The sequence below is a fragment of the Sporomusa sp. 246TCP1 genome (assembly GCF_057319775.1).
On record NZ_CM170492.1, the window covers coordinates 3,309,728 to 3,336,220 of the forward strand.

Consider the following 26,493-nt stretch of genomic DNA (forward strand, 5'->3'; position numbering starts at 1 on the left):
TGCAGGTTTATTTCCAGGTGCGACCCAAGAATAAAGCCACCCTTCCCGAATTGGGTGGCTTTATTCTTCAATCACACCTAATGAACGCGAGTGGATTCTTTCTAGAATTAGCCCTTACCTCTCTTTCTGTGGACTTAAAGGCAGGATTTTTCGGTTCTTTCTCGAATAATTGAATCAATTGCTCCTGTGCTTTGTTATATTTTTTTAAAAATTCTATAGCCTGATCTAATTCTTCCGGACTAATACTAGCCGCCACAGCTTTATTCACTATGACAAAATAGTTAATATACTTTTCATCATTTACCATTGCTCTGAACTTTTCTTCAAACCCGATTTCCTCCAGAGTATTCAGGTCATCACGTAGGAAAAACTCTACAGGAGTGTTGAGTTTCCTTGCCAAAATTACTATTTTATCACGACTTAACTGCCGACGGTTATTTTCAATATGTGATATGTACGACTGAGTTACATTCAAGAGTTTAGCTAATTGCTCAGTTGTAAGAGAAAACTTATTACGGATATAGCGTACCTTATCACCAAACTTCATCCGTTGTTTTCCTCCCAATAAAGTTAATTCTCTTACCTCTACGCTATTATTTAATTCTTTTAGTATTTTTCGCACTATCTTCCCCGCCCTAATTTTTTTAGTGCACCATCCACCTGTACTTCAATCTCATTGATCGTATAGCCAAAGACTAAAACGTTGACATCTAATTCTATACAACCGATACTTATGCCACTTACATTAGACCAACACTTTGACGGAATTATATTCACGTTATCTAACGTGGTAAGCGATAAAAAGAGATAATGGTCTACCGCTAGTTCCGATAATTTAGCAAGAAGTTTGATATGCCCCAAAATAATTCCGTAGCTGGATAGTGTTCTACCAATTGACATCATAAATTCTCGCAATAGATTTTCCATTTGTAAGGTTGTTATGTTTTTTTCGAAAAAAACACAATAGTGCCGGCTAAAGATTGTAGCTTCATTATTCAAAACAGACTACCTCCTCAAGCACGGCAGCAGATAAATCCTTAGCTGCACTAGTAATTACAACCTTCATACGTTCATCAACTTCGTGTAAGTCTCTTTCAATTTTTTCTATATCCTCACCGGCCAGATCAACTTTATTCAGAATAATGAGATCACTTCCTGTCACCTGTCCTAGAACAAGCGGCTTTAACGTAGCAATCAGTTCTGCCCAGCGACCACGGTCAACAATCGTTACGGTTTTGAAAGCTGAAAAAACTTTACTATATTTTTTAAGTGAATTCGCAGTCTTGTCTGGATAGGCCAGACCTGTCATTTCAATCATCACCCAGTCCGGTTTCAGCGTCTTATGAATTTCATCAATGGTACTTATTAGTTCACTGGTAATCTGGCAACATACGCATCCACCAAATAATGACTTTACTTGCAGACCACTATTGGCAAAAAGTTTGTCATCAATTCCTGCTGCCCCAATCTCATTTTCAACAATGACTACCTTTTCCTGGCGTGTAGTAGTTAGGTATTTGGCTACCTGTAAAATAGTTGTAGTCTTACCAGATCCTAAAAAACCGCCAAAGAGCAAAATACGCATAGGTTTCACCTCCCATAGACTTATGAAATTTGACAAAAACTAAGGTTACCTGGCTTATATTGTAAAAGGGGTTATCCCCATAGGAGACAACCCCCATACTTCTATATGGCTACCAGACAAAAGCATCCCGGCGATGAGCCTCAAGATAGTTGCAGCAAAAATTGTCCCGGCCAGCCAGTGTTTCAGCTGTAACGATACTAGCCATCATGGCCTTATCCAGCGGGTTAATAATCAAACCATCCAATCCTTTGGCAATCCCCATAACCGCAAACATTTGATTCATAAATTTACGGTTAGGTAATCCGTAAGAAATGTTTGATAAACCGCAGATAGTATGAACTCCCGGAAATTTAGTGGTAATAGCCTGTATAGCATCAATAAATTCAATTCCGAAAGAATCATTAGTGGCTACAGGTTGAACCAAGGCATCTACATAGATATTCTCCAGGGGGATATTGTTCTGAGTCAAACTATTAATTAACTTATCTGCAATTTTTAATCTGGCTTCAGTGGTTTCAGGCATCCCCTCGTCACTCATACATAAAGCCACAACTTTGAGATCTGTTCCGGCAACAACCGGCAATAATGCATCATATCGATCTTTTTCCAGAGAAATTGAATTGACCATGGCCGTTCCCTTATGAACAGCAAGTGCCTGTTCGACACACTTCGGATCAGGACTATCAATACAGCAGGGCGCATCTACGGCCTCTTGCACGGTTGTTACAAGCCATTTTAGATAGTCTGCTTCTTTGCCTACAAAAATACCAGCATTAACGTCAATATAGTTTGCTCCAGCTTCCAGCTGATCTTTGGCTATTTTTTGAATAGCTGCAACATCTTTAGCTTCAATAGCCGCTGCGATGGCTTTGCGACTGGAATTAATTAACTCACCAACAACTATCAAGATTTATTGACCTCCTTCTGCTATATTTTCAGCTTTTAGCTGATTTCTGATAGATTTCAAACAAAGCAATCCAGTTATTTAAGTTCGTATTCAGAAGGAATAAAGGTAGATAGATCTAACTCGCCTTTAATTTCATGCCAGAATTTCTCTTCGTCTTCAGGTATAGCTTCAACTTGGCTATCCATAATATCCAGCCAATTTTTCTCGCGTTCGGCAATAATGACCTCTTTAGTGTCAACAGCTTTTCTGATAGCATCAATAGCCAATTTAGCACCAAGTTTTGTTCTCAGGAAAGGAGTCTTGGCTTTAACCAATTCCTTACTAAGGTCAAAGACTACATCCGGACGCAGCACATAAGCTTGTGGATCTAATTTAGAATCCGAGTCGGCGAGGAAATCTCTAAAGGCAATACCATACCCTTTTTGTTTGGCCACATTCATCAACCGGCAATCATAGATCAATTGCTCAATTGAAACAACTGGTGCTATATCTGATAACATGCGTACCGGGGTAACAGATTCATTGCTCCACAAATCAGCTACAGATGCGGCAATATTACCAACAGCACTTAAATGGGCACAGGCTGCTGATTTTCCTTCCATCGCGATAGGTGTACCAGCAATAGCTTTAACGTATACGCCTTCATAACCACAGTCCTTATTCGGACCAACGGCACCGGCTTCATAAGCTGCAAGGCCCCTAGCCACACTTGCTACCCGTACTACTGCAGCAAATACATTAGGAATAAATCCTTTATGGGCCAAAACCATCGCGGTATTAGCAAAACCGCAAGCAGTATCGCCAGCTGCTATCGAACCATTTTCTTTGGCTATCCGTACGATATGTTCCCAAATGAATTTCATATCCCGGCAACCCATAATGCCTAGCGCAAAAATAACTTTGGTCAAATCAGCATTTACAAGAGCGTCATCATGGATTTCTTTACCGCCAGTTGTTTCAATGGCCAGGAAATCTGCGCCGCCTTTAGCTGCACCTTCAAATGTTTTGAGAACATTATCAAAGATTTCACCACTACGCATAATTGGCGGACGTTTAAATTCGCGTACATCGCCCGGGGTAGCGCGTAAAGCTGTTTTTAAACCATGCTTAGCTTCAAACTCAGCCATTGTATTATGCAGAAGGTTGCTGACTTCTATGCCCCATTCAGGTACAAGTGTCATTTCCGGTAACATCTCGAACTCCACAACAATTCCGGGTGCATACAATTCTTTGGCTCTTTTTAAAACTCCGTTAATCATTTCAGTATATATTTCTTTAACCTCTGGCATAGTGGATGCATTAATTTCCATGGGTGGTAATGTAAAGTTAAGTTCCGGATAAATCTCGCCGCCACCGATAACCAGGCCATTTTTGCATTTAACAGGATTAGGTGCGCAACCATATACAAAATCGTTTAACGAATTGTAAGCTATTTTGTCAAAAGTCTTTGCCATTCCCATATACCCCCTCATAAATTTTATTATTTATTGAGCCAGCAATTTTTTAGCCACATCAACTGCTACAACAGCATCGTCGGCATAACAGTCAGCATTTATGCTCTTAGCATATGCTTCACTAACAGGAGCTCCACCAATCATGAATTTATACTGGCTGCGTACACCGGCTTTTTCGAATTCCTTGATTACACTATCCATATAAGGCATTGTTGTAGTCAGCAAAGCTGAAAGACAAACCATGTCGGCACCAACCTCTTTGGCTTTTTCCAAAAATGCCTGAGCAGATACATCAATACCCAAATCGTACATTTCGATACCAGCGCCTTTGAGCATCATACGTACTAAGTTTTTGCCGATATCATGCAAGTCGCCTTTAACAGTACCAATAACTGCCTTGCCAATAGGTTTTACTCCAGTAGCGGTTAAAACTGGTTCTAATATCTGCATCCCTTGATTCATTGCCTTAGCGGCCATCAGCATTTCCGGAACATAGATTTCGTTGTTTTTGAATTTTTCTCCGATTACAGCCATAGCCTCAATTAAGCCGGCATTCAATATTTCAGTAGGAGACACCTTTTGTGCTAAGCCCTCTGATACCATTTCTTTTACCTTGGCACCATTCCCTTTTTGTACATAGAGCGAAAGTTGATTAAAATCCATTTTTCTTCCCCCTCGTTTTTTTATGGTTTTGTTTTTGATAACCATTTCTACATATTCCCTTTGACTGATTTCATTATATCATTGCCATCATTCTGAAAATTCGCTCCATTACTGCTCTTTTGAATACAATCCGTGCATTGTCCAATATGTGAATAAATGGACTAGTTTAATAACTCAAGTCATCTTAAACTAACTTAAACTAAAAAAACAAAACAGCCAGCCTTATCGCTAAGGTTTAGCTGTTTCCATATTCTTGTAACTGCTAGTAGAAGCTATGTAGCTAATTTCCGTCGCAGCACAATCTTATTTAGATTATGGTCAAGAAAACTTTTGGCATCTTTGGCACATTTAAAATAGCAATCAGCCCCAATCACCCGGGCAAAGGCTTCATCCACGGGAGCTCCGCCTACGGCAACAATCAAGCCTTTGCGCATACCAGCTTCCTCCAACGCGTTAATAACTTTTTTCATACCAGGCATAGTTGTAGTCAACAACGCTGCCATCATCAAAATCTCAGCTTTATACTTTTCTACAGCCTGTAGAAATCTGTGCGGAGTTACATCAATTCCTAAATCAACAATATGGGCACCAGTACTCATTACAGTTAACTTTACCAAGTTTTTTCCAATATCATGCAAGTCGCCTGCCACAGTACCGATTACAATCGTACCTGTCTGCCGCTTTGCTTTGTACTTCAGATGCGGTTCCACGACAGACAGACCGGCATGCATAGCTCGCGCAGACATTAATACCTCCGGCACAATAACCCGCCGATGACTATATTTATCGGCAACCTGATCCATTCCCAAAATGAGTCCTTTTTCGAGAATAGCAAGCGCAGGATATCCTTGCGCTACAGCTTTGCAACATAATTCCATTACGGCTTCAGCCTCACCGTTCTTGACTTTATCGGCAATTTCGGCATAAATCATGGACATCCCTCCTGTTAAGACAAGCTGTTACGATAAATTAACGGCGCCACACCAATATGTTTTGAAAAAACCTTGGCAAAATAGCTTTGGCTTTGAAAACCGACTGCCTGTGAGACTTGGGCAACGCTAAGTTCCGGCTTCTTCATCAGTTCAACAGCCTGTTCTACCCGCACTCTGGTGATATAGTCATTGACAGTACAGTTAAGTTCCTGGCGAAACAACCGTGATAGATGCGAGGGGCTAATAAATAGTTGTGCGGCCACATCGTCAATTTTAATCGACCGTGAATAGCTTTCCAGGATAAAGTTTTTGGCCTCATTCACCAAACCGCCGTGTTTCTTATCCTCTAATGATACACTTCGATTCAAAAATACAGTAACCAAATGTTGCATGTGGAAAAAGAATTCCTCCATCCGCCGGCAATCATTTATCTTTTCGTTAAATTTATCTAATATCACCATTACGGTCTCGGCTACAGCACCACCTTCTACAGCAGCCCGGGACGCTAATGTCGCCAATTCACTAATACGTAGTTTTATCATGGCCTGGTCACCGCTGGACTTTACAAACAGCTGGGTTAATAACGTATGCAGGTTCTTTTCTGCCCGTGACTTATCACCAAGTCGAATATAGCGTAGAAAGCTCCGCTCTCTATGTAGATAGGCTCCATAGTCATCGCCTTCCTTTGCTGCAGAGAGTGGCTTTAATTTACGATTTTCCAACTCCTTATGGATACGCTGCTGCATTTTATATGTCTCAACATTCTCCAAAACAAGCAAATCCCGTTTCATCAACTGATTGACAGTAACATACAAAACATCGGCCGCCGCCTGAAATCGGACAGGAGAAATAATATCCAATTGCCCTGCTTTTTTCTCCATTTCAGTGAAATCATCCACTTCCGGGTTCAATTCCCGCAACTCCTGATAGAAAAACCGGTCTGGTTTCCATAATAGCACTTGACTGCAAATAATACTCCCCAGAGAAATACCACGTAAGCTGATTGGCACTGCCCAAATAACCAGTCCTGCACGGCAGCGAAAAAAATACGGCTCTTCCCATTTGGATGCTTCCTGAGTAGCTTGCTTATAAGAAGCCCGGCATTTGGCAACCCCACTGGGCTTGCTGCGAATATAACGACAAAAGCCGCAACGCTCGGCTGTATCGAATAGTCCAAAAGACTCTCCCTTTTTATTTACAATTGCCACATGTAGACCGGTTGCTTTGGAAAAATTATCCAATACATCTTCCAGATATTGTAGATCAACCAAATTTCTGTCGACCATCGATTTCCAACACCCCAATCTAAAAAAATACGATTTTCATTCCTATTGATTTGGCAAACTATACCTCACATGGCTCTATGCACATGCTATCCATGAAATACATACTAAAGGTGGCACTTCCTCCCAATTCGACGTGTTCAATTCTTTTAGCCTTCTGCCGCAAGCCGGTAAACGCTCTTTGATCAAGCAAGGCCTTAACTGCCCCGGCATGAGCGGCATTTCCTGCCGTCTTTAGCTTATGCAGGCTCAAGTGTGGAATAAGACCGATATCCACCGTGCTTGCTAAATTAAGATGGGTAGCAAAAGTTCCCGCCAGCACTATCGAATCTAAATCTGCCACACTCAACCCGGCGATATCAAGCAATGTCCTAATACCGGCACAAACTGCTCCTTTAGCCAATTGCAACTGACTGATGTCGTATTGAGTTAAAACAATATCATCGCCGTCTGGATTATAGGCCAAGACAAACTCCCGCTTCTGCTGACCATCACGAATACGCTTTAGCAGTTCTGGCACCAACTCAGCTTGCACCTCAGGATCATTAGGGTCATTGATTGTTCCTGATTGACTAATAATCCCCGCCTTACGCATTTGCTGCACTGCTTCAATAAGTCCAGACCCGCATATTCCTGTGGCCACTCCATCACCTATAACCGCGAGCGACACGCCCTGTTCATCAATAACCACACGCTCAATAGCACCCGGCTGAGCCCGCATGCCATGCGTAATTCCCGCCCCTTCAAAGGCAGGGCCGGCAGCCGTGGAACAAGCCCACATTTTGGTTCCATCCTGTAAATACAATTCGCAGTTTGTACCAATATCAATCAGCAAGTGGCGCCCTGTACCCAGGAGTTCCTCTGCCCCAAGAACAGCTCCCAGCGTATCCCCGCCAACAAAACCGCCTACATTGGGAAATAAAATAACTTTAGCTTGCGGGTGTAGTGTAAGTTCAGTCTCAGTAGCATCAAGCTCCAAATCTGCATTACACACCGACACAAAAGGCGACAGAGCCAAATAAGAGACATCAAGCCCCAGAAACAAATGCTGCATGGTAGTATTACCGACCACAACCGCCTTGTATATTTGGTTGCTATTAATCTCTGCAGCCATACACAATTTGTTCAGTAAACTATTAATAGTACCGGCAACCGCTTCCCGCAATAAAGTCCGGTTGCTCGAACCCTTGTTAGCAAATTCAATACGCGAAATAACATCAGCCCCATAACGCGTCTGGCCATTTTCTGCTGCCGCCAGCCGAACCATAACCCCTGTCGCCAAATTATACAGTGCAACGGCGATATTGGTTGTACCAATGTCAATAGCCACACCATAAACAGGTACTTGCTCCGTCCCTGGTAAAACAGCCAGAACTTGATCTTCCCACATAACAGCCGAAACAGCAAAATTTTCTTGTCTTATCACCGGGGACAAGGTTTGTAATTGTGATAACCCTATTTTAAGATCAGTAAGCGCACAAGTCTCCTGTAATTTCGCCAGCAATCGGTTCCAGTCGCCCCGCTCATCGTCAAGTGTTGGCAGGTCAAGGTTAACCTGCACCTGGCTTACACCACAATACTCACTGCTTGCCTGCTCAATAAACAAGAGTCCTTCCTTCCTATCGACATTACCGCCAGCCCCACAGACTAAAGCCATTTCTGGCTGGGGTTGAACCAGGCAGGCAAGCCGGACTCCAGTCGCAAGCTCGCCGGCACTAAGTTTTTTGTACTCCTGTTCCGTCGGTGCCGGTGCGCCACTTATTATTCGCACTTTACATTTCCCGCATGTCCCCTGCCCATTGCAAATATTAGTTACCGGTTGGTTATAACGAAGCAAAGTTGCCATTAGGTTTTCGCCTTCTGCCACAACCAACGATTCCGAGTTGACTTTAATCTGCATAACTGTTCTCCTCCTCCAATACAATTGGTGTACCAAAAGCCACCCTGATAACATCCGGATGGCGCTTCCTGGTAATAACTGCGTTCAATAGCGCAAGATTCCCATCGATCTCACTGACCTTCCAGCCAAAAAAATTGGCAATCTGCCTGACCTTTTGCCTGTATTGTTCCAGTTTTTTCGCCTCACAGTTGGTTCGGATAAATACGGCTTCCCGATATGTGCCATAGAGAGTCTGAATTAGGTATTGCGCATCATCTTCCCCGTACTTATCAACATATTCCAGGTATTCCGCATAAGGGTCCCGGCCATATTCCAACCAGCCCTGACTAAAATAGTAGACCGCTGGATTATCCCTAGACAACTCTTGCCGCCGCAAATCTGAGCCTAGTAATAGGCTAATACAATCATGTGCCTTTGGCAATACCAAAGGCACCGCGGCAGATACCAGCCCCTCTACGGCATGAGAACATCGCCCATAGGTTAGAATAATCATATCATAGTCCTGGGACGCATCAATCCTACGCTGCAGTTCCTTATGCAATTGGTCTGGAAAAGCATGCAAGGAAAAGTCCAAAAAGTCACAGTCAACAAAGGAGGAAACTCCCATCTCCAGCACTTCATTCTTAGTAGAAAGACAGCCAATCAGCTTAACTCGCACTTTACCCCTCCCAGTAACCGGATTAGAAGATGGTACTTCCCTAAACTATGAACGTCTGTAGGGCGCAGAAAGATAAATAGTCCTAAAATTACATACTATAATTCAATAATATATACATTCCCTTTTAATGTCAAAGGTTTGTTATTGTTCTTAATTTTATTTTAAGAAATATAAAGGAGCGGTTATTGTTTGTTCACACAATAACCGCCCCCTGTATTTACCTTACATCCGCGCAACTCAACACGCCCAGTGGACAATCAATTGTCAAAATAAATACTTGGCTTAGTGCTTTTTTTATTAAACTCTTCAATCAGATGTTCATTAAGAATTCTAATATAAGTACCTTTCATGCCCAGCGACTTAGACTCAATCACGCCGGCACTCTCAAGTTTTCTCAAAGCATTGACAATGACCGACCTGGTGATTCCTGCCCGGTCAGCAATTTTACTGGCCACAATCAAACTCTCATCGCCATCAAGTTCACTCAGTATATTCATTGCCGCTTCCAGCTCGGAATAGGAAAGCGTACTCAAAGCGACCTGCACAGTAGTTCGTTTGCGAGTCTCCTCCTCCATTCTATCCATCCTGCCCCGTAGTAAATCCATACCAAGCATTGTGGCACCATATTCAGCCATCACAAGATCATCTTCAGTAAAGTCCGTATCAAACTTGCCAATAACTAAAGACCCCAGGCGTTTACCAATTCCAACAACAGGAACTATCAATGTATACTTTTCACCAACATAAGGGCATTGCAATTGCTCCTTAAACACACAACCACCATTCTTAGGACGAATATTGCAGGTAGTTTCACGCACACTGCTTAGTACTTTGGTATACCCTTCCGGTAACTGACCATGTTCTAACAAGTCATCCTGCATGACGCCACATTCAAATCCTTCATGCAAAGCATGTCCGATAATTGCGCCTTTTTTTCCAATCAGATAAACATTAGCTTCCATACATCTACTGAGAAGCTTGGTAACCTCACTATAATCGACTTTTTCCGTTTTTTGTAACAGATGATTTATTTCCCGCGTCTGTTTCAACAATGTTGTCACTGTATAATCCCGCCTTTCCAAAATTGAGTACCACTATTACATCAAAAACATAGATCATCTTCTAAGACAATCTATATAAATTACTTGAAAATTCCGTAAAATAATTCTGGGTGTTAGCGACAGCCCACGACCTTGTCTCTTCACCTTCAGTTACTGTGCAACTCTCAAGTACTTACATATTATCCCTACTTTATCATTATACCATGAATTTTACGTAAATTCAAAATGATAATCAATTTTTAAATCTTATATGAAAATAAACCGGTAAGCTATCAACTAGCTTACCGGTTTATTCTTTAACAAGTACATGTCCATACTTGCCAACCAACTGTATTTAGCGGCTAGTTGGAGACAGTTTCCTGCAAGTTCCAAAACTATTGAACTATCCGAATCTGATCTAGCCAGTCATGGATTTTTTCAAATAATAGGCCCACAATAAACCATGCCGGAGCATAATCCAAGCGAATTAACCCATGTATATTGAAGACGTCCCGGGAATAATCCCAGGGTATAGTGCCAATTATAACGTTCAGTATCCAACCAGTAAGGTACTCGACGGCAAAATAGAGTAGCATCCAGACAGTGCCGCGCCCCCACACCGGCCAGCCCCTGATTACGTCATGCAGTGGCTCAAATAACAATGCTAAACCATATATCGGGAACATCCATAAGTAGGTTCTAGCTGTCAAGCACACATCTCCGTTTAATAGCGAACCTGCACCTGTCCAGATAATTTCGAGACACCAGCCTACTATTCCGTAAATGACAAAGTGTACCATATTCATAGTGTAAACCTGCACCAAGTGATTATTCACGGTTTTAGAAAATCGTTTATGTTCCCGCTCAACCAGATCCGTGGGATAACCATCGCGAACCATTTCTTCCGCATTCAGTACAACGTATTTTTTAAGTTAGAATTATGTCTGTCGGCAAATCAAAAGGCCGCTAGGGGAAGTATAGACCCCTGCGACCAATTTCGTAGCATAACGTGCTTTATATTCACTCCGTGATACCCTTATTACACCCTCCGGCTTTTTCATCGTTGTCTGCCTAATCTGTTTGGCAGTTAACAACCTTCACAATACTGGATTTCATTGTAGCTTAGCAATAACTGATCATATACTTCTTCTGCTTCGGCCTTGCCTTGAATGACCAGCCAGATATTTTTGTATCCCAGCCAATTTCCCGTTACAGATTTAGTCGTTCCATCTTGAAAAATAATAGTAGTTGCTTGGTCACTCGTTTTAGATACAATGTCTTCGGCGATGACCCGAATTTCAGATTCCGTCATTTTTTGCATTTTTTCCTCCAGCTAAGGCTTTCCGTTCATAAAGCCAAATATTTTGGGCTTACCAGCCAACCCCACTTTTTTACATCTTTCACCTCCACATGCACGTTTTTACAGTATTGACACTTATCCTTGCCATATATTCGATAAAAACGTCCGCAAACCCTGCAGTTATCTGAATTTGTTAGATACTGAGCAAGTTGCGCATAATTACAAAACTAAAATAAACCCCATTCGCTGCCTTCCTGCCAAGTGCCACTCAGGACATTTCCGTTGATAGTACCTGATAGCTCGCCCTTGGCAGCGTTTTTTAACTCGTAACCTCCCCAAACGTTGCCGTCTAACAATTGAAACCATACCTTCCCATAATTGGTGTCCCATGACACTGTCCAATTCCATAAGCTGCTGATGTCAGGGTTCCGTTGAAACATAATAATATCCGTTTGTATTTTATGAGCTCCTTTTCCAAAAAATAACACATAAATACCGGAGTATTTATAATACTAGATAATGGGAGAGTACCAAGCGGAGAGGAGCGCCATGAAACACTTGAGGAACCCTTGTTGTTTTAAAAAATTATCGGCTCAAATACCGGCAGCATCACTCGCCAACGCCAAAGAAAACCTGAACGCGCTTAACCAGTTAACCGCCGAAAGTAACGCAATTGCCGAAGAGCTGAACCAAATCTCCCAACAACTCATGTCGCCTGTTTTGGGTGAGGCCAACTATAAAAACATCCGTGTTTTTTCAACTGCTGATCAAAACTTCGGATTCATAACCAGTATTCTGGGAAAAAGTATCGGATTGATTACAGGGAAATATGATATTTTAGCAGGAAAAGCACAAGCCGGGGTAGCTTATATCGAAAGTATCACTAATCAAGAACTGGTGAGCCACCAGATAATAGAGCCACTTCTTAAGGGGAAAGCTGATGTTAACACCACTTTTGATACTATACTTACACTGATACAGGCAAAATTCATAGCTGTACCCAATGTAAAAACCACCAACTATATGGAGCAGGTTATAGAAAACCTGTTAATTGGGAATACGGCACTGTTTATCAATGGCATAAATACAGCTCTCATTATTGATAGCCGCAAAATTGAAAAACGCTCACTAGAAAAACCTGATAATGAAGGCACAGTACTGTCAAGCCTGGAAGCCTTTATTGAAGATGTAGAAATAAACTGCAGTATGATTATTAAAAGACTGCCAATACCTAACCTGCGTTTCGAAAAATTTACAGTGGGGGTACTCTCGAAAACAAAAGTAAAATTGGTATGGATTGATAGTATAGCCAATGCCGGCATTGTTGCCGAAGCCCGCAGGCGCATACAAAAGATAGATATCGATTCTGTTGACGGTATCGGTATTTTGTCAGAGCTTATTGAAGATACACCCCTATCCATATTCCCAAAATATCAGCAAACTCAACGCCCGGATCTTGTCGCCAAAGCGTTAACGAATGGGCAATTTGCTGTGCTTTGCAATAACAGTCCCTTTGCCTTTTTAGCCCCGATAGCATTTTGGGACAATTTCAAATCAATGGATGATTACGCCGAACTGACTATTACTGCCTGCTATTTAAGGCTTGGCCGTATCATCGCTTATGCAGTTTCTGTTATTATTTCCCCGCTGTATTTAGCCTTCGTAACGTACAATCAAATCATAGTACCTCAATCCCTGGCAGTAGCCATAGCGACAGGCCGGGAAGGTGTACCCTTTCCATCTGGTGTAGAACTCCTGCTCATGACTTTTGGTATGACTGTTATTCGTGAAGCAGCCCTGCGTATTCCGGGATCGGTCGGTTACTTTATCGGTACACTTGCGGCGGTAGTTATTGGACAAGCTACCGTTGCAGCAGGTTATGTAAGTGCTTCCATCATCATCGTAGTAGCTATTTCTGAAATCTCGTCATTTGCCGTGGCAACAACTACAATCACATACACCTCCAGACTGCTCAATTATTCTTTTATTATCCTAGCCGGTTTTTTGGGAATGTTTGGATTAATAAGCGGTATTGTTATTGTTTTTTGGCATCTGGCATCACTGGAATCTTTCGGTGTTCCCTATCTTTACCCGTTTGTCCCCTTTGATTTGGAAGGCATGAAAGATACCTTCATCCGTATGCGTTTAAGCGTTTTGAAAAAACGGTTACGAATACTAGCTCCTTTCAACCGCGTGAGAATGGGCAATGACAAATGAGATCATCCGTAAAAAAGCTATAGACGGGACAGTGAATTTATGCTGGAGAATGTCAAAATTACACGGGAGCAAACTATTTTTCTTGTGTTGATCGGTGCACTCGGAAATATTGTATACACTCATACCTGGATTGATCCTGATACAGACCGGGCTGCCTGGGTTGCATCTTTAGCAGGTATTTTACTGGTAATTCCCTTTGCCGTATGGATATTATACCTGGGTAAGCATCAACCAGGAGGTACAATTTTCGACATTCTGGAATCGGGTTTAGGAAAAATATCCTGTGTTATTGTCAGCGGACTATATATTTTTATAAATATTGCCTTGGCAGTTACAATACTAAACATGTTTACCGAATTGATTAAAACGTTTTTTCTTATATATACACCACGCTGGCTAATTATACTAGTAATGGTTTCGATCTCAGTACTGCTCCTAAGTAATGGAATCAAGGTTCTGGCAAGAACGGTTGAAATTTTGACAGTAATCGGTCTTCTCAATTTCTTCATTAGTTTCATATTTGCTTTTCCCAATTATATTCATCCAGAATATGTTATCCCCATCTTTGATACCTCACTGCTGGGATGTATCAAGGGAACTTTATTTTTATCCGGAACTGCCTCTGAATGTCTGCTGCTTTTAATGGTTATCGTGCGGTTTATACCTGATCCGGGAAAACACTATATGTGGGTTGTAATAGGCTTGGCAGCCTGTTCTGTCATTTTTTCTTCAGCAATACTGATTATTATCGCGATGCTAAGTCCGGAGCTTGCAGCACGTATCGCCTTCGGAGCGGTCAATGCGGCTAAAATTATCAAAGTTGGCGAATTCATTCGCGGCTTAGAGGTCTTCATCTTCGGCACTTATCAATTTATCGCTCTAGGAAAAACTACGTTTTACCTATATTGTTCGTGGACTGCTGCAAAAAAAATGTTCAACAACTGGAAACCAGGAATCCAACTGTTTTTACTGGCAGTGATGATTTTCGTCCCGTCACTGTGGCTCAATTCCTACAATAAGGCTTATACTTTGGCAGTATTATTGGGCTATATTATTTTACCTTTTTCGATATTTGTTCTACTGCTTGCTTCTATTAGTATTATGCTAATAAAAAAAAGAACGGGAAGTACTTTTAAATGAACACCAGAATGCTGTTACTAGCTTGCACTATGCTATTATCGCTTGTCCTGCCAGGATGCTGGGATTATGCGGAATATGAAGATTTTGTACAGGTTATTGGCATGGGTATGGATTACAATAATGAAACACAAGAAATAACACTAACTATCATATATCAACCAACAGAAGGAAAAAGCAGTGCCCAACCAGAAGCTGCAACTAAAGCTGGGGTTCAGCAGATTGTCCATTCGGCGACAGATAAAACTTTGATCGGTGCAGTGACAAAGCTTCAGGAAGTAGTTCACAAAAAGCTGTTCTACGGTTATGTAACAACTGTTGTTGTTAGTGAAGAAGCAGCAAGATACAATATGATGGATGCAATTGATCTTTTCGACCGTTCACCAGCCTTACATAGCTCAGCCTATCTGGCGATTACCTCAGGCAAGGCGGCAGATGTGATCAAAACCATTGACCCGTACCAAACAATATCCTCTGCTGAAAAAATCCACGACTTGATCTATTTCTCCCCAAGTACAGGCCTTGCCTATGTGGTTACAATAAATACATTTAAAGAAATGCTGGCCATTGGCGGCTGGGAGGCAACAGTACCACACATCGTTGCTATAGCTGCAAAATCACAAAAGGAGGAAACTAAAAGTTCAACCCATGAGCAACTGAGACTTAACGAAGAACATACCGGAGCCCACAAAGTTCCCGGGCTGGCTGCCTTTAAAGGAGAGAAATTTGTGGGCTGGCTGGACGAAAAAGAGAGCCGGGGTTTTAGCTGGATTACCGGGAAAAAAATACAAGCTTACATCGTATCGGAACCATCAAGCGTTGGCGGTGCAGATGAAATATTATATTATGCCGTGACTGACTCGAACAACAAAATAAAAATCCAAATGGAAAACGGTACGCCAGTTATCTATGTGGATGTCAAGGTAACTGCTGTTTTGCGGAAATCCTCCCGGGACAAGGATTCAGAGTTTTTATCGCTTGAAGAAATAAACATTGCGGAACAGAAGCTGGCAGACCACATCCGTTCCGATGTTGATGCGGCATTAAATAAAGGACAAAAGGAATTGCAATCAGACATATTCGGGTTTGGCTTCGCCCTATTTAGGAAATCACCACCCTTATGGAAAAATGAGTATGAGGCCAAATGGGCAGATATTTTTCCTGATATACCAGTACATGTAACTATTGCTGTAAGCGTACCAAATACCGGTACAAACATTAAACGGCTGATAATAAAGTGACCACGCTGCGTTTCTTATTGATTAAAAATATAATAATGGGGAAAATAAAGCTATACAATGACAAACGGGATACTACCGGAGGAGCAACACATATGGAAAATACACATAATTTTTTTATACCCAAAAACAATCTCATTGGCGTTGGCTCAATTAAAGATTTGACAAATGAATTACTGAAGTGGAAACTTAGCAAGACACTCATTGTTACTGATAAAAACATTATCAGCTTGGGTTATGTCGAGATGATTGAAACTATGTTGAAAAATTTGTTCATCTCCTATGATATTTTTGAAGGAATCCTGCATTCTAACCCGACTGTTTCCTTTGTCGAGGATGGTCTATCCTACTTTCCCCAGGGGCTGGAGCTTAGGCGAGATTACAATCTAATTATATCTATCGGCGGCGGAACAATTCATGACTGTGCAAAAGGCATAGCAGCTGTAGCTACCAACGGTGGATCCATAATAGATTATGAAGGCTATAACAAGATTACCAAGCCGGCGATACCACATATCGCCATAAATACTACCTACTCGGGCGCTGAAGTAACCATGTTCTCAATCATAACAGATACTTCGAGAAAAGTTAAAATGGTGATTGCTTCCCCTAATATTACACCATTCATATCTGTCAATGATCCGATGTTTACGACGACTATGCCGAAGGAAATAACCGCCAGTTCCGGGATAGATGCTCTTTCGCATTCCATAGAATCTTATTCTGCTACAGAAGCTTCGCCAATATCGGATTCTTTCGCGCTTGGGGCAGTAAAATTAATTTTTGGTTACCTCAGAAGAGCCTATGAAAACGGTAATGATATGGAAGCCAGAGAAAAAATGACATTCGCCAGTATAATGGCAGGCATGGCTTTTAATAATGCGGGTTTGGGGTATGTTCATGCCATGGCTCACCAGTTAGGTGGATTCTATAATAAGCTCCATGGTGATTATGATGGCATATTACTTCCTTATGTATTTGAATTCAATTCAGCCTCCCTACAGGAAGGCAAAATTCTAAAACTTGCTAAAGCTATGGGTGAAAAAGCTGACAGCAAACCCGAAGCGGTAGAGAAAATCTGTAATGCAATCAGGAAACTTGGTTTGGATATTGGCATTCCCAATGGATTAAAGGCAATGGGCGTAAAAGAAACTGATCTTGATAAGCTGTCTCAAAATGCTTTAAAAGACATAGCTACATTTACCAATCCAAGAAAGGGCGCCTTGGAAGATGTTATAAATATATATAAAGCCGCAATGTAATTACCGATCTGTTAAATGAAAAATGCCGGAGGAACAAAGATGGAAAATACACATAACTTTTTTATGCCCAAAACTAATCTTATTGGTGTTGGCTCAATCAAAGACCTGCCCAATGAATTGTTAGGGTGGAAACTAAACAAAGCGCTAATTGTTACTGATAAAAATATGATAAAGCTAGGGTATCTTGAAAAAATTGAAGTGATGTTAAAAAACTTGTTTATTACTTATGATATCTTTGATGGCATCCTGCATCCAAACGCAACCGTATCCTTTGTTGAAGAAGGACTAACCTATTTTGATAAATTATTTAGAAGAGCCTATAACTTAGTTATCTCAATCGGCGGCGGCTCAGTCCATGACTGCGCAAAAGCGATAGCTGCTGTCGCTGCTAACGGAGGTTCAATCATAGATTATGAAGGTTATAACAAGATTACCCAACCAGCTGTACCACATATCGCTATTAATACTACTGCCGGGTCAGCTTCAGAAATAACCATGTTCGCAATCATAACAGATGAATCAAGAAAAGTTAAAATGTCAATTGCCGCGCCTAACATATTACCTTTCATATCTGTTAATGATCCGATGTTTATGGCGACTATGCCACAAGATATAACCGCCAGCTCAGGCATAGATGTTGTTTCCCATTCAGTAGAATCATACATATCTACCGAAGCCTCGCCAATGACCGATACTTTGGCACTTGGGGCTATAGAATTGGTCTTTAATTATCTCAGACGCGCCTACGTCAATGGAAATGACCTGGAGGCCAGAGAGCAAATGATGTATGCTAATGTGATGGCAGGCATGGCTTTTAATAACGCGGGTTTGGGGTATATCCATGCCATGGCACACCAATTAGGCGGATCACATAATCAGGGACACGGAAATTACAATGGTATCTTACTTCCTTATGTATTACAATTCAATGCCGAATCCGTACCTGAAATAAGACTAGCGAACCTTGCGGAAGCTATGGGTGAAAAAGCTGACAGTAAACCTGAAGCTGTGGAAAAAATTGGTATTGCAATAAAAAAACTTTGCTCTGATATTAAAATTCCAAGTGGATTAAAAATGATGGGCATAGAGAAAAGTGAACTTGAAACATTTTCCCAAAACGCCTTGAAGGATATATCTGCTTTAACCAATCCAAGAAAAGGTACATTACAAGATATTATTAGTATATATGAAGCAGCAATGTAGGGTGTAGTACCCCCGGTTGTCTATTGGCTGCCAAGAGATTCCGCAAAGCACTATCGCCGTCTGGAGCGGGCTGTATGAAAACTAATTTCTAAGTTTTCATACAGCCCGCTGTTTGGTTCAATTAAAAGCCCAATTCAACTCGCTTGCTAAGCAGTTACACTTGTAAGCGGCATTTCCCTTACTTTTTTTACATAAACAAATATCCGGCCTTCGAGGTCCTGCTCCTTGACTTTGACCAACTCTCCCCCTACGGCGGCAACTTTCTCAGCGACCCCTTCCATTTCATGGCGGCGTTCAACCTCAAATTCAATGTAATGACCACCATGTTCAACAAATTGCAGGCCCAATTCAACCAACCGTTGGAGGGAATAGGAAAGGCCGCGCGACATGGACAACTGGTATTGTCCATGGTGTTCAGGCAAAATTGCGGCATCTTCGACCCGGCAATGAAGGTTCGTGACGTCGGCTAAATTCAGCCGTTCGACAACTTCCTGACGAAAGGACAGCCGGCCTTCTGAGGCATCCAGCATACATAGCTTAATATCTGGCCGTAATATTTTCAGCGGTATACCGGGAAATCCAGGTCCGGAAGCAATATCAATAACCCGGCAACCGACCGGAAAAATATCGGGCTCATAACAGCTAAGACAATCAATCATCGTACCAACCATAATATCCGCACTCCAGTTATGAATTCTGGCGTACAGCAGGTCATAGAAACAAGTCAATTCCTCCAATTGTTTATCACTAAGTTTGATGTTGTAATCCACAGCCATAGCGGCCAATTTCGGGTAAAAGTCCATTTTTTTCATCCTCTCAAGGCTAATATTGTTTTGTGGAAAAGGCTAATATTCACAACGTGCATATTAGCCCTTTTATACCACAGCAAAATGTTAGAAAAAACTCTTTTCAATGCGTAGAACAAAATTGCGTGGTGTTCCCGCCCAAACATTGTTTGCGCCGCCATAAGACCAATACTTCTTGTTGGTAATGTTATTGATATTTAAGGAATAGCGCCAATCTTTGGTCTTATAATAAATTACCGCGTCTAATACGGTATAACCGTCAATCGATCCGTACTTACTATTGTTTAAATGCAGCATACGCCGGCCAACATATGTCAGGCCGCCGCCAAAGCCCAAGCCTTTATGCGGCCCATCCAAAAACTCATAGGTAGTCCATAATTTATAAGAATTAAGCGGAACCATTGGAAATACATTTCCAGATAAGTAATAATCATCCTTGTATACACGAGCATCACAATGAGAGAAAGCCAGCAAAACATTCCAGCCGGGACGGATAACGTAAGAAGCATCCAAATCATAGCCTTTGCTGCCATATTCACCGATCTGGACATATTCTTCTGGCTCTGTGTCGGGTATACAATAAACCATATTCTGGCGTTTGATGTGGTAAGCTGAAAACGTAATACTGGCGCGATTACTCAGGTCTACCTTTAGACCACCCTCAATCTGATTCCCGGTTTCCGGCTTAAAGTAGAAAGTTTTGACGCCATTATCTTTGGGACTTACTGGGTTATAGGTAGTTGAATATCCGGTGAACCAGGTAACCCCCGGCGCTGCATCATAGGTTACTCCCAATCTACGGCTGTAGCCGGTGTTGTTGGGGTTACTATTGTAACTCCATTTTTGCCTGGTATAACTTATCCCGGCTGCCAGCTTAAGCTTGGGTGAAATCTCCAATATATCCGATAGATAACCGCCATTGCGATACTCAATACTGGGACTGGTCTTATGCCAACTATATTTTTCATCTCTTACCGGAGTACTCCAAACAGGGTTAAGTAGGGACATGTCCGGCATATTATAATCCCAATAGCAATAAGGTACTATATCGGTATATTTAGCCCAGGTATAGCCTAAAGTCAGGTCGTGCTTAAGCCCCAAAGCTTTAAACTTCCCATTAAGAGTAGTATCCCATGCTTTGGTATTATCTGACCACTCTTTACATACCCAATATTGCTCAATAGTAAGATTATTAATATTTACAGTACCACTGCTCTGATAATTGGATAAAGTCGACCGTTTGCTATAGCTCAAAGCCGAGCGAAGAGTCCAGATATCATTGAACTTGTGCTCGATCTGACCCGAAACACTACGTCCAATGTATTTGGTTTTGTTAGTCGGGCAGTTATAGTTCATATTATAAGGTATCAAGCCGATCGGATCCCTGATGGTTCCCGTAGCCGGCAGACTGCCGGCATCGCCGTAGTTTAGCCCGTCGTGATAATGATAACCCAATTCGAAGGTATAAGTGGTATCGTCACGTGGCTGGCCCTGCACAACAAAACTGCCGTCAAAGCGCTTAAATTTTACATCCCGCTGGAAAGAACGATAGTCAGCGTTTTGAATAATAGTTCGAGACAGCCATTTTTTATCTTCCGTCAGCGGCAGAGACATATCGATGTCCTGTGACTTACCGCCCCATGAACGAAAATCGGTACCGATGGTAAATTTATAAAAAGGCAGCGGCTTTTTGGTAATCATGTTAATCAGTCCGCCCGGCGAACCATTTCCGTAAAGTACCGCAGCAGGTCCCTTGAGCACCTCAATTCGGTCAATGTTCCCAGTCCATCCAGCAACGGTAGAACTAGTGTCCCATAACCCATTTACATAGAGGGCGGAGTCAAACGCACTTCCCCCAAAGCCTCGGATGGTATACAAATTGCCACCCCAATATTGTGGTTGCTTTCGGGTTGCAAATACTCCGGAGATATTAGTCAACACCTCATCAAGTGTGGTCGGCCGCTGCTCTTCTAGAATCTTTTGTCCCACAACGGTAATTGACTGCGGTAAATCCTTATTCTCTACATCCGACTTACTGCCAGAGGAGCTTTTGGTTACAGGGTACTCATTGACTCCTTCAGCATCGGGCTGCTGGCCTATAGTCAGTTTTTTCTTGTCCTTTTTCGCCTTGACCTCCACCTCAGCTATCGGAACATTCGCAGTCTGCGGCGCACTATTTGCTACGGTGGTTTGATTATCGGCTTTGCGCGCAGCCTGTTGGTCAGTCGCTTGCTCTTGTTCTTGGGCCTGATCTGATTGTTGTCCGGCAGCGGCAGTCTGAGTTTCTTCCGCTGGCACAGTTTTGACAGCCTCTTCCGCCACTGCTATGCCCGACATGCAGCAGGACAAAACAACAGCCAAAGTCAAAACGCCACCCCGCATTCGCTTTTTCTTTTTCATCTTTTCTCGCTCCTCCTTCTTCAAATTTTTTTAGCGCTCTACACCGGCATTGTTCTCACTATAACCCTTTTGTCTACCACTAGACAAAAACGAAAAAGATTGCCAGTCACCATCGGAAACGGCTTGGCAATCTTTTCGAATTAGTGCATAGGGGAACAAACAGACATAAAGCTTGCACTTGTCCGCTAAATTGCGCTCCTTTCCAAACGGGAGGCATAACCGTTTCCAATTATGCCCATAGGCCAACTACCATTCTTGTAGAGTGAGGTAATATTGGCTCGGAGTCTACTATTCCATTCAACATCAAAAGAACTTCAACATTTGCTAGCTGCTGGATTTGTGGCATTTGGAATAATTCAATATTGTATGCTCTGCTGTTGTTGAGAAAGGTATTCGTTAACCAACTACCTTAAACCCTAGATCTTCCACTGTTTTAACATACTCTGCATGACTTGCAGAGCCGGTTATAATTGCTTCTTTTTTCCCCAAATCAACACTCGCACTTGTAACTCCAGGCATTCCTTGAAGTGCTCTTTCCACTTTACCTTTACACATGCCGCACGACATGCCCTCAATTTTTAATACTGTTTGATCAGACTGGCTCATTGTTTTCACCTCCCTACAACTTTTTTATAATTGTCACCCGAAAAACGGATTTGACAATAAACAGTTATGTTGCTAAATTTACTGTATTTAAACAAATATCATATGACTTATTTTTACTTTGACTTCAATTATTTTTGTTTTTCTTAGCTTATTTTATATTATTTTGTAATTTTATTACAAGTAGGTATTTTTATGTAACATACTAATATAAAAATACCTACTTGGCATAAAGATGTGCATGCATAATGGCGAGACGTTTTACTTTTGGCATTATCCCAAAAAACAAAAGGTCTAGGCCCTAAGCGTCTAAAAGCTGAAAAGCCGGGCGATATTCCTAAAATCCGTAAACTCACTTACGCTCAAACAGTACGGATTTTTTAACGGAATACCGCCCGGCTTTTCTCCTGCGGAACGCTTTTTCCGGCAAAAGCCGGGGGTACGGGGTACGGGGTGCGGGGTACGGGGCACGGGGTCACCTGTGCCGGGTTTTGTACTTGACACCCCTTGTATTATAAAGCCTCCGCGACTCTCATATCTTAACATAAAATCTCATATAAAAATAAGAGCCGCAAGTGGATCAATAAATCGCTTAATAGAAATCGTATCGTTACGTGCGTGATAGAAAACTTATACTTGAACTTATATTCCTAGGTACTTTTGTATTAGTAGGTTATATAAAAATACCTACTTGTAACAAATTACCTTTTAATGTATTATTTGTTGTAAACACAAACAAATATAAACATGTTCAATAGCATAATTGATTTTGTTATGTTGGGTTAAATCTGTTATTGTTGCAAATCAATAGTTGTATCAAATTATTAGTAGCTTAATATATACAAGTTTTTAGAAGATTTTAGACCGCATAATAACTAGTTGTAGAAACCACTACAGTTCACAAGTTACAATTTTTCTTACTACTTATAAAATTAGGATAATTCTGCGATAAGCAGTGTTACCAAAAAATCTATGAAGGGAGGGAATAATGTGACAAAGCTGTTGTTTGAAGAACCTGAAATTACTAAAGTCGGTAAGATGGAAGAGTTAGTTGGTGGAGACGGGGACAGTGATAATGTAGACGGGAGTGGTTACTACACTTCTTCACAATGCAATAAAGATTGTCAGCAATATCCATGTCCAAATCCCCACAACTGTCCCTACGGTGACGCTCAGCCTTTATAAAGAGAGTTTTCGTCAAACTATTTTACTAGAGTCTGCATCGCACGGCACATGCTACCAGTAATCTCCGGCAGCATGTGCCATAATCAATTCGTCCCGTAGGTTCTCTTCGGGCAAATGGGGTTGGTAAAAAGTGCGCTATTTTAATCAGTTGTGGCTTTAATACCCTGTATTTTTGAAATGAGGTGGTTGACATGAAATATGCACAATTATTAATTACCGGTCAATCCACAATTATTGATGTACCGGCTATCAATTTTATTCTAAAAACCAGAATTCTTTTCACTACTCTCTACTTATTGCGCCTTTACAAAAAGAAAGGCGCTACCGAGGCCATTAATTTTTTAAAAAAAATACAACCTTACAGGAAATATAATTTTTCTAATGAAATTCAAGAGCATTTGTTTGCAAGAACTATTGTCTCTTGGACTCAAGTTTTCATTAATCTAATTCATAAAGAAGCCTTATGCCTAGAACGATCTATCGCGATTTGCGCGTCTTTAAGATACTTAGGGCTTCAATCACAAGTTATAATTGCCCGAAAAGCGACAATGAACGCTTCGCTGCGCTTCGAATTCCATGCTTGGGTTGAATTATGTTGTTTACCAATTAATGACGTACTACCGGCAAAAACCAAATTTACGGAAGTATACCGGATTCCCGAGAGGTGAAAAAATGAATTATTATGAAGATATTTACAATGAATATGATGTTATTTCCACTACTCCGACTCTTGATTTACAAGTAAAGGGAATGATTTGGTCTAGTTATACAAACCAAACAAAATCTCTTGTTCATTTACTAATTAATAAAGACAAAAAAAAAGCAGCAATTGAGTTGAAACAATTGTTTCAAAACGTAGGTTACTCTTGTCTAAAAGATATAGATGGAGCCTATGTAATGGGAATGCGGAGTATGGGAACACAGTATTTATATAAAAGTTTATTATGTAAAACCTCCTTGTATTATAGGATGATAGGTCATAAATTAATTTGGTCTACCAATCCACTAAAATTATTAGATGACTCAAAGTCGGCTTTGCAACAGGTGGATAGAGCTTCCTTATTATTAACGTGTTTGGGAGAATCGGTATTACCGGATAAATCTCATTTTATGGATATTTACCGCTTACCGGCAGGGCATCTTTTAATTTTTAAAGCCGGGAAAATAAATCATATCAGAATTGACAAGCTAACTGTAACCAATATAGTGAAAAAATCCGCTATATCTGATTATGCCGATCAAACCCGTCAAATATTACATGATACTTTAAAAAGACGAATTGGTTCATTAGGCAAAAATATCGGCGTTTTATTAAGCGGCGGGATAGATTCATCAGTTGCTCTTTATATGCTCAAGGAAGCAGGCGTAAATGTATCTGCATATCATTGGTCTTTTCCTAATATTAAATCCGCTGATGAATCTTATTACGCACGCATTGTAACCAATCATCTAAATGTTCCTTTGCATGAAATTGATGCAACTTTCTTAATTGAATCCAGTTTATATTTGAAAACAGACTGGGAATTTCAATTGCCGTACAATCATAGTTTTTATAGGTTGTTTGAAATAACAAGAGATCTATGCCTTTCTAATAATATCAATATTTTATCTGACGGAAGTCTGAGCGACGCCTTTTTTAGTATGAGAAAATCGGAATTTAAGCAAATCAGCTTCCGAGCGTTATTAAAAACATTATCCATGCGGGAAGCTATTATTTTTACCCGTGAAAAAATGGGTACTGTTTTCTGTGCAGATCAACCGAAGTGTTGTCAAAACATATTTCCCCGGATGTTATGGTATGAAAATTATTTAACTGATTCTGCAAAGAAATCAATTCAATATTATTATAAATCAGTAAAACCACCGACAGATCCCACCAATTTTTTTTACCGATGCTTTGATAATGAAACACATGCGGTTTTGGAATCGCATCTTTTTGAGTCTCATAGGATGAATATGTTTCATATTTTTGCAAGTCGGGAAATGATGGAATTTTCTTTGGCGTTGCCGTTGTGTTACCGTCTAATGCCTGTCGGCGGTCAATGGATAGAAAAACCAGTTTTACGATATGCCTTCATAGGCTTGTTACCCAAAGAAATTATTTCCCGAAACCATCGACAATTGCAAAACGCAATGGATGAAGAGTATGTAATAAAAAACTCAAAACAAATTGCTTCCTTATTATTGGATAATTCATTTTTATCAGCTTTTGGAATTATCGATTGTCAAAAACTTTCAGAAATGTTCACTAATAAACATTTAATCGCAAAGGCGGCTACCGGCCTTATATGTTGTTGCATGACCGAATTATGGTTAAAAAGTATATCTAATCATTTTAATTTAAATTCAGCAAATTCGGAAGCGAGGGCTATGCATGTTTAAATTGCGAAAAGAAATAAAAGTTTCCCGGTTATATGGTGATATGATGCTGTTAGATACTCGAAATGGAACATGCTTTAACATCAATAAAACTGGGCAAATATTTTGGGATGAATTGTTATCAGTTAATAATGAAGAAGAAATAATTATAAATATTTCCCGAAAAATTAATAGATCTTCTTCAGAACTAGTAAATATATCTCTTCGCCACTTTAAAGATGAATTGATCAAAAACGATTTAGTCGAAATATAAATAGTGGAGCAATTATATATCTTTTAGTAAACAAAAAATGAATATTTTGGTATTTCCGGCTTTATATTGCACAAATTACCGTTGCTTT

Annotated in this window: 26 protein-coding genes and 1 riboswitch; of the genes, 9 read left to right on the forward strand and 17 right to left on the reverse strand. The window is 40.9% G+C overall.

Features of this window, described 5'->3' with window-relative positions; genetic code table 11:
• Nucleotides 1-67: 67 nt before the first annotated feature.
• The 14 genes from AC1ECB_RS15730 to AC1ECB_RS15795 all read right to left on the reverse strand — a co-directional run bounded on the left by AC1ECB_RS15730 (nt 68) and on the right by AC1ECB_RS15795 (nt 12,162).
• A complete protein-coding gene (locus AC1ECB_RS15730) occupies nt 68-622 on the reverse strand; it encodes a helix-turn-helix domain-containing protein (RefSeq protein ID WP_485664658.1) in 555 nt (184 codons plus the stop codon).
• The gene (locus tag AC1ECB_RS15735; RefSeq protein WP_485664659.1) at nt 622-999 is read right to left on the reverse strand and encodes a hypothetical protein; all 378 of its coding nucleotides are present in this window, start codon (nt 997-999) and stop codon (nt 622-624) included. The genes AC1ECB_RS15730 and AC1ECB_RS15735 overlap by 1 nt, the downstream gene beginning before the upstream one ends.
• Nucleotides 992-1,585, reverse strand: coding sequence for a GTP-binding protein (locus AC1ECB_RS15740; protein ID WP_485664660.1), 594 nt, complete (start codon nt 1,583-1,585; stop codon nt 992-994). The genes AC1ECB_RS15735 and AC1ECB_RS15740 overlap by 8 nt, the downstream gene beginning before the upstream one ends.
• A 109-nt stretch (nt 1,586-1,694) precedes the next feature.
• Nucleotides 1,695-2,492: a dihydropteroate synthase gene (locus AC1ECB_RS15745; protein ID WP_485664661.1), complete on the reverse strand. Its 798-nt coding sequence runs from the start codon at nt 2,490-2,492 to the stop codon at nt 1,695-1,697.
• A gap of 74 nt (nt 2,493-2,566) precedes the next feature.
• On the reverse strand, nt 2,567-3,946 hold the full coding sequence (locus tag AC1ECB_RS15750; protein ID WP_485664662.1) for a methyltransferase MtaB domain-containing protein: 1,380 nt from the start codon (nt 3,944-3,946) through the stop codon (nt 2,567-2,569).
• Between the two features lie 30 nt (nt 3,947-3,976).
• A complete protein-coding gene (locus AC1ECB_RS15755) occupies nt 3,977-4,609 on the reverse strand; it encodes a cobalamin B12-binding domain-containing protein (RefSeq protein ID WP_485664663.1) in 633 nt (210 codons plus the stop codon).
• A gap of 272 nt (nt 4,610-4,881) precedes the next feature.
• Complete coding sequence (locus tag AC1ECB_RS15760) at nt 4,882-5,541, reverse strand: corrinoid protein (protein ID WP_021168988.1); 660 nt, start codon at nt 5,539-5,541, stop codon at nt 4,882-4,884.
• Between the two features lie 14 nt (nt 5,542-5,555).
• Complete coding sequence (locus tag AC1ECB_RS15765; protein WP_485664664.1) at nt 5,556-6,827, reverse strand: PocR ligand-binding domain-containing protein; 1,272 nt, start codon at nt 6,825-6,827, stop codon at nt 5,556-5,558.
• Between the two features lie 58 nt (nt 6,828-6,885).
• Nucleotides 6,886-8,724, reverse strand: a complete 1,839-nt coding sequence (locus AC1ECB_RS15770) for an ASKHA domain-containing protein (protein WP_485664665.1) — start codon at nt 8,722-8,724, stop codon at nt 6,886-6,888.
• Nucleotides 8,714-9,382 carry a DUF1638 domain-containing protein gene (locus AC1ECB_RS15775; protein WP_485664666.1) on the reverse strand — a complete coding sequence of 223 codons (669 nt, stop codon included), beginning with the start codon at nt 9,380-9,382 and terminating at the stop codon, nt 8,714-8,716. Before AC1ECB_RS15775 ends, AC1ECB_RS15770 begins: the two co-directional genes overlap by 11 nt.
• 257 nt (nt 9,383-9,639) lie before the next feature.
• On the reverse strand, nt 9,640-10,443 hold the full coding sequence (gene codY, locus AC1ECB_RS15780) for a GTP-sensing pleiotropic transcriptional regulator CodY (protein ID WP_485664667.1): 804 nt from the start codon (nt 10,441-10,443) through the stop codon (nt 9,640-9,642).
• Between the two features lie 374 nt (nt 10,444-10,817).
• A complete protein-coding gene (locus AC1ECB_RS15785; RefSeq protein ID WP_485664668.1) occupies nt 10,818-11,228 on the reverse strand; it encodes a putative ABC transporter permease in 411 nt (136 codons plus the stop codon).
• A gap of 281 nt (nt 11,229-11,509) precedes the next feature.
• Entirely contained in the window at nt 11,510-11,743 is a 234-nt protein-coding gene (locus AC1ECB_RS15790) for a hypothetical protein (protein ID WP_485664669.1), read from the reverse strand.
• A 206-nt stretch (nt 11,744-11,949) separates the two neighbouring features.
• On the reverse strand, nt 11,950-12,162 hold the full coding sequence (locus AC1ECB_RS15795) for a hypothetical protein (protein WP_485664670.1): 213 nt from the start codon (nt 12,160-12,162) through the stop codon (nt 11,950-11,952).
• A 109-nt stretch (nt 12,163-12,271) separates the two neighbouring features.
• Between AC1ECB_RS15795 and AC1ECB_RS15800 the strand changes: the two genes are divergently transcribed.
• From AC1ECB_RS15800 to AC1ECB_RS15820, 5 genes are all read left to right on the forward strand, one after another.
• Nucleotides 12,272-13,939 (forward strand): spore germination protein, encoded by a 1,668-nt coding sequence (locus AC1ECB_RS15800; RefSeq protein ID WP_485664671.1) that lies wholly within the window; start codon nt 12,272-12,274, stop codon nt 13,937-13,939.
• Nucleotides 13,940-13,978: 39 nt separating this feature from the next.
• On the forward strand, nt 13,979-15,079 hold the full coding sequence (locus AC1ECB_RS15805; protein WP_485664672.1) for a GerAB/ArcD/ProY family transporter: 1,101 nt from the start codon (nt 13,979-13,981) through the stop codon (nt 15,077-15,079).
• Nucleotides 15,076-16,317: a Ger(x)C family spore germination protein gene (locus AC1ECB_RS15810; RefSeq protein ID WP_485664673.1), complete on the forward strand. Its 1,242-nt coding sequence runs from the start codon at nt 15,076-15,078 to the stop codon at nt 16,315-16,317. Before AC1ECB_RS15805 ends, AC1ECB_RS15810 begins: the two co-directional genes overlap by 4 nt.
• Nucleotides 16,318-16,409: 92 nt before the next feature.
• Nucleotides 16,410-17,576 carry an iron-containing alcohol dehydrogenase gene (locus AC1ECB_RS15815; RefSeq protein WP_485664674.1) on the forward strand — a complete coding sequence of 389 codons (1,167 nt, stop codon included), beginning with the start codon at nt 16,410-16,412 and terminating at the stop codon, nt 17,574-17,576.
• A 39-nt stretch (nt 17,577-17,615) separates the two neighbouring features.
• Entirely contained in the window at nt 17,616-18,779 is a 1,164-nt protein-coding gene (locus tag AC1ECB_RS15820) for an iron-containing alcohol dehydrogenase (RefSeq protein WP_485664675.1), read from the forward strand.
• Nucleotides 18,780-18,925: 146 nt separating this feature from the next.
• Here AC1ECB_RS15820 and AC1ECB_RS15825 read toward each other — a convergent pair whose 3' ends face one another.
• The 3 genes from AC1ECB_RS15825 to AC1ECB_RS15835 form a co-directional block, all read right to left on the reverse strand.
• Nucleotides 18,926-19,582 (reverse strand): 16S rRNA (guanine(527)-N(7))-methyltransferase RsmG, encoded by a 657-nt coding sequence (locus AC1ECB_RS15825; protein WP_485664676.1) that lies wholly within the window; start codon nt 19,580-19,582, stop codon nt 18,926-18,928.
• Between the two features lie 90 nt (nt 19,583-19,672).
• Nucleotides 19,673-21,985: a TonB-dependent siderophore receptor gene (locus AC1ECB_RS15830; protein WP_485664677.1), complete on the reverse strand. Its 2,313-nt coding sequence runs from the start codon at nt 21,983-21,985 to the stop codon at nt 19,673-19,675.
• A gap of 179 nt (nt 21,986-22,164) precedes the next feature.
• Nucleotides 22,165-22,281, reverse strand: a riboswitch (molybdenum cofactor riboswitch).
• A gap of 100 nt (nt 22,282-22,381) precedes the next feature.
• Nucleotides 22,382-22,591: a heavy-metal-associated domain-containing protein gene (locus tag AC1ECB_RS15835; protein WP_485664678.1), complete on the reverse strand. Its 210-nt coding sequence runs from the start codon at nt 22,589-22,591 to the stop codon at nt 22,382-22,384.
• Nucleotides 22,592-23,578: 987 nt separating this feature from the next.
• Between AC1ECB_RS15835 and AC1ECB_RS15840 the strand changes: the two genes are divergently transcribed.
• The 4 genes from AC1ECB_RS15840 to AC1ECB_RS15855 all read left to right on the forward strand — a co-directional run bounded on the left by AC1ECB_RS15840 (nt 23,579) and on the right by AC1ECB_RS15855 (nt 26,405).
• Nucleotides 23,579-23,773 carry a hypothetical protein gene (locus tag AC1ECB_RS15840; protein ID WP_021169005.1) on the forward strand — a complete coding sequence of 65 codons (195 nt, stop codon included), beginning with the start codon at nt 23,579-23,581 and terminating at the stop codon, nt 23,771-23,773.
• A 191-nt stretch (nt 23,774-23,964) separates the two neighbouring features.
• Entirely contained in the window at nt 23,965-24,441 is a 477-nt protein-coding gene (locus AC1ECB_RS15845) for a lasso peptide biosynthesis protein (protein WP_485664679.1), read from the forward strand.
• 4 nt (nt 24,442-24,445) lie between these two features.
• Nucleotides 24,446-26,155 carry an asparagine synthase-related protein gene (locus AC1ECB_RS15850; RefSeq protein ID WP_485664680.1) on the forward strand — a complete coding sequence of 570 codons (1,710 nt, stop codon included), beginning with the start codon at nt 24,446-24,448 and terminating at the stop codon, nt 26,153-26,155.
• A complete protein-coding gene (locus AC1ECB_RS15855) occupies nt 26,148-26,405 on the forward strand; it encodes a hypothetical protein (protein ID WP_021169009.1) in 258 nt (85 codons plus the stop codon). The genes AC1ECB_RS15850 and AC1ECB_RS15855 overlap by 8 nt, the downstream gene beginning before the upstream one ends.
• Nucleotides 26,406-26,493: the final 88 nt, after the last annotated feature.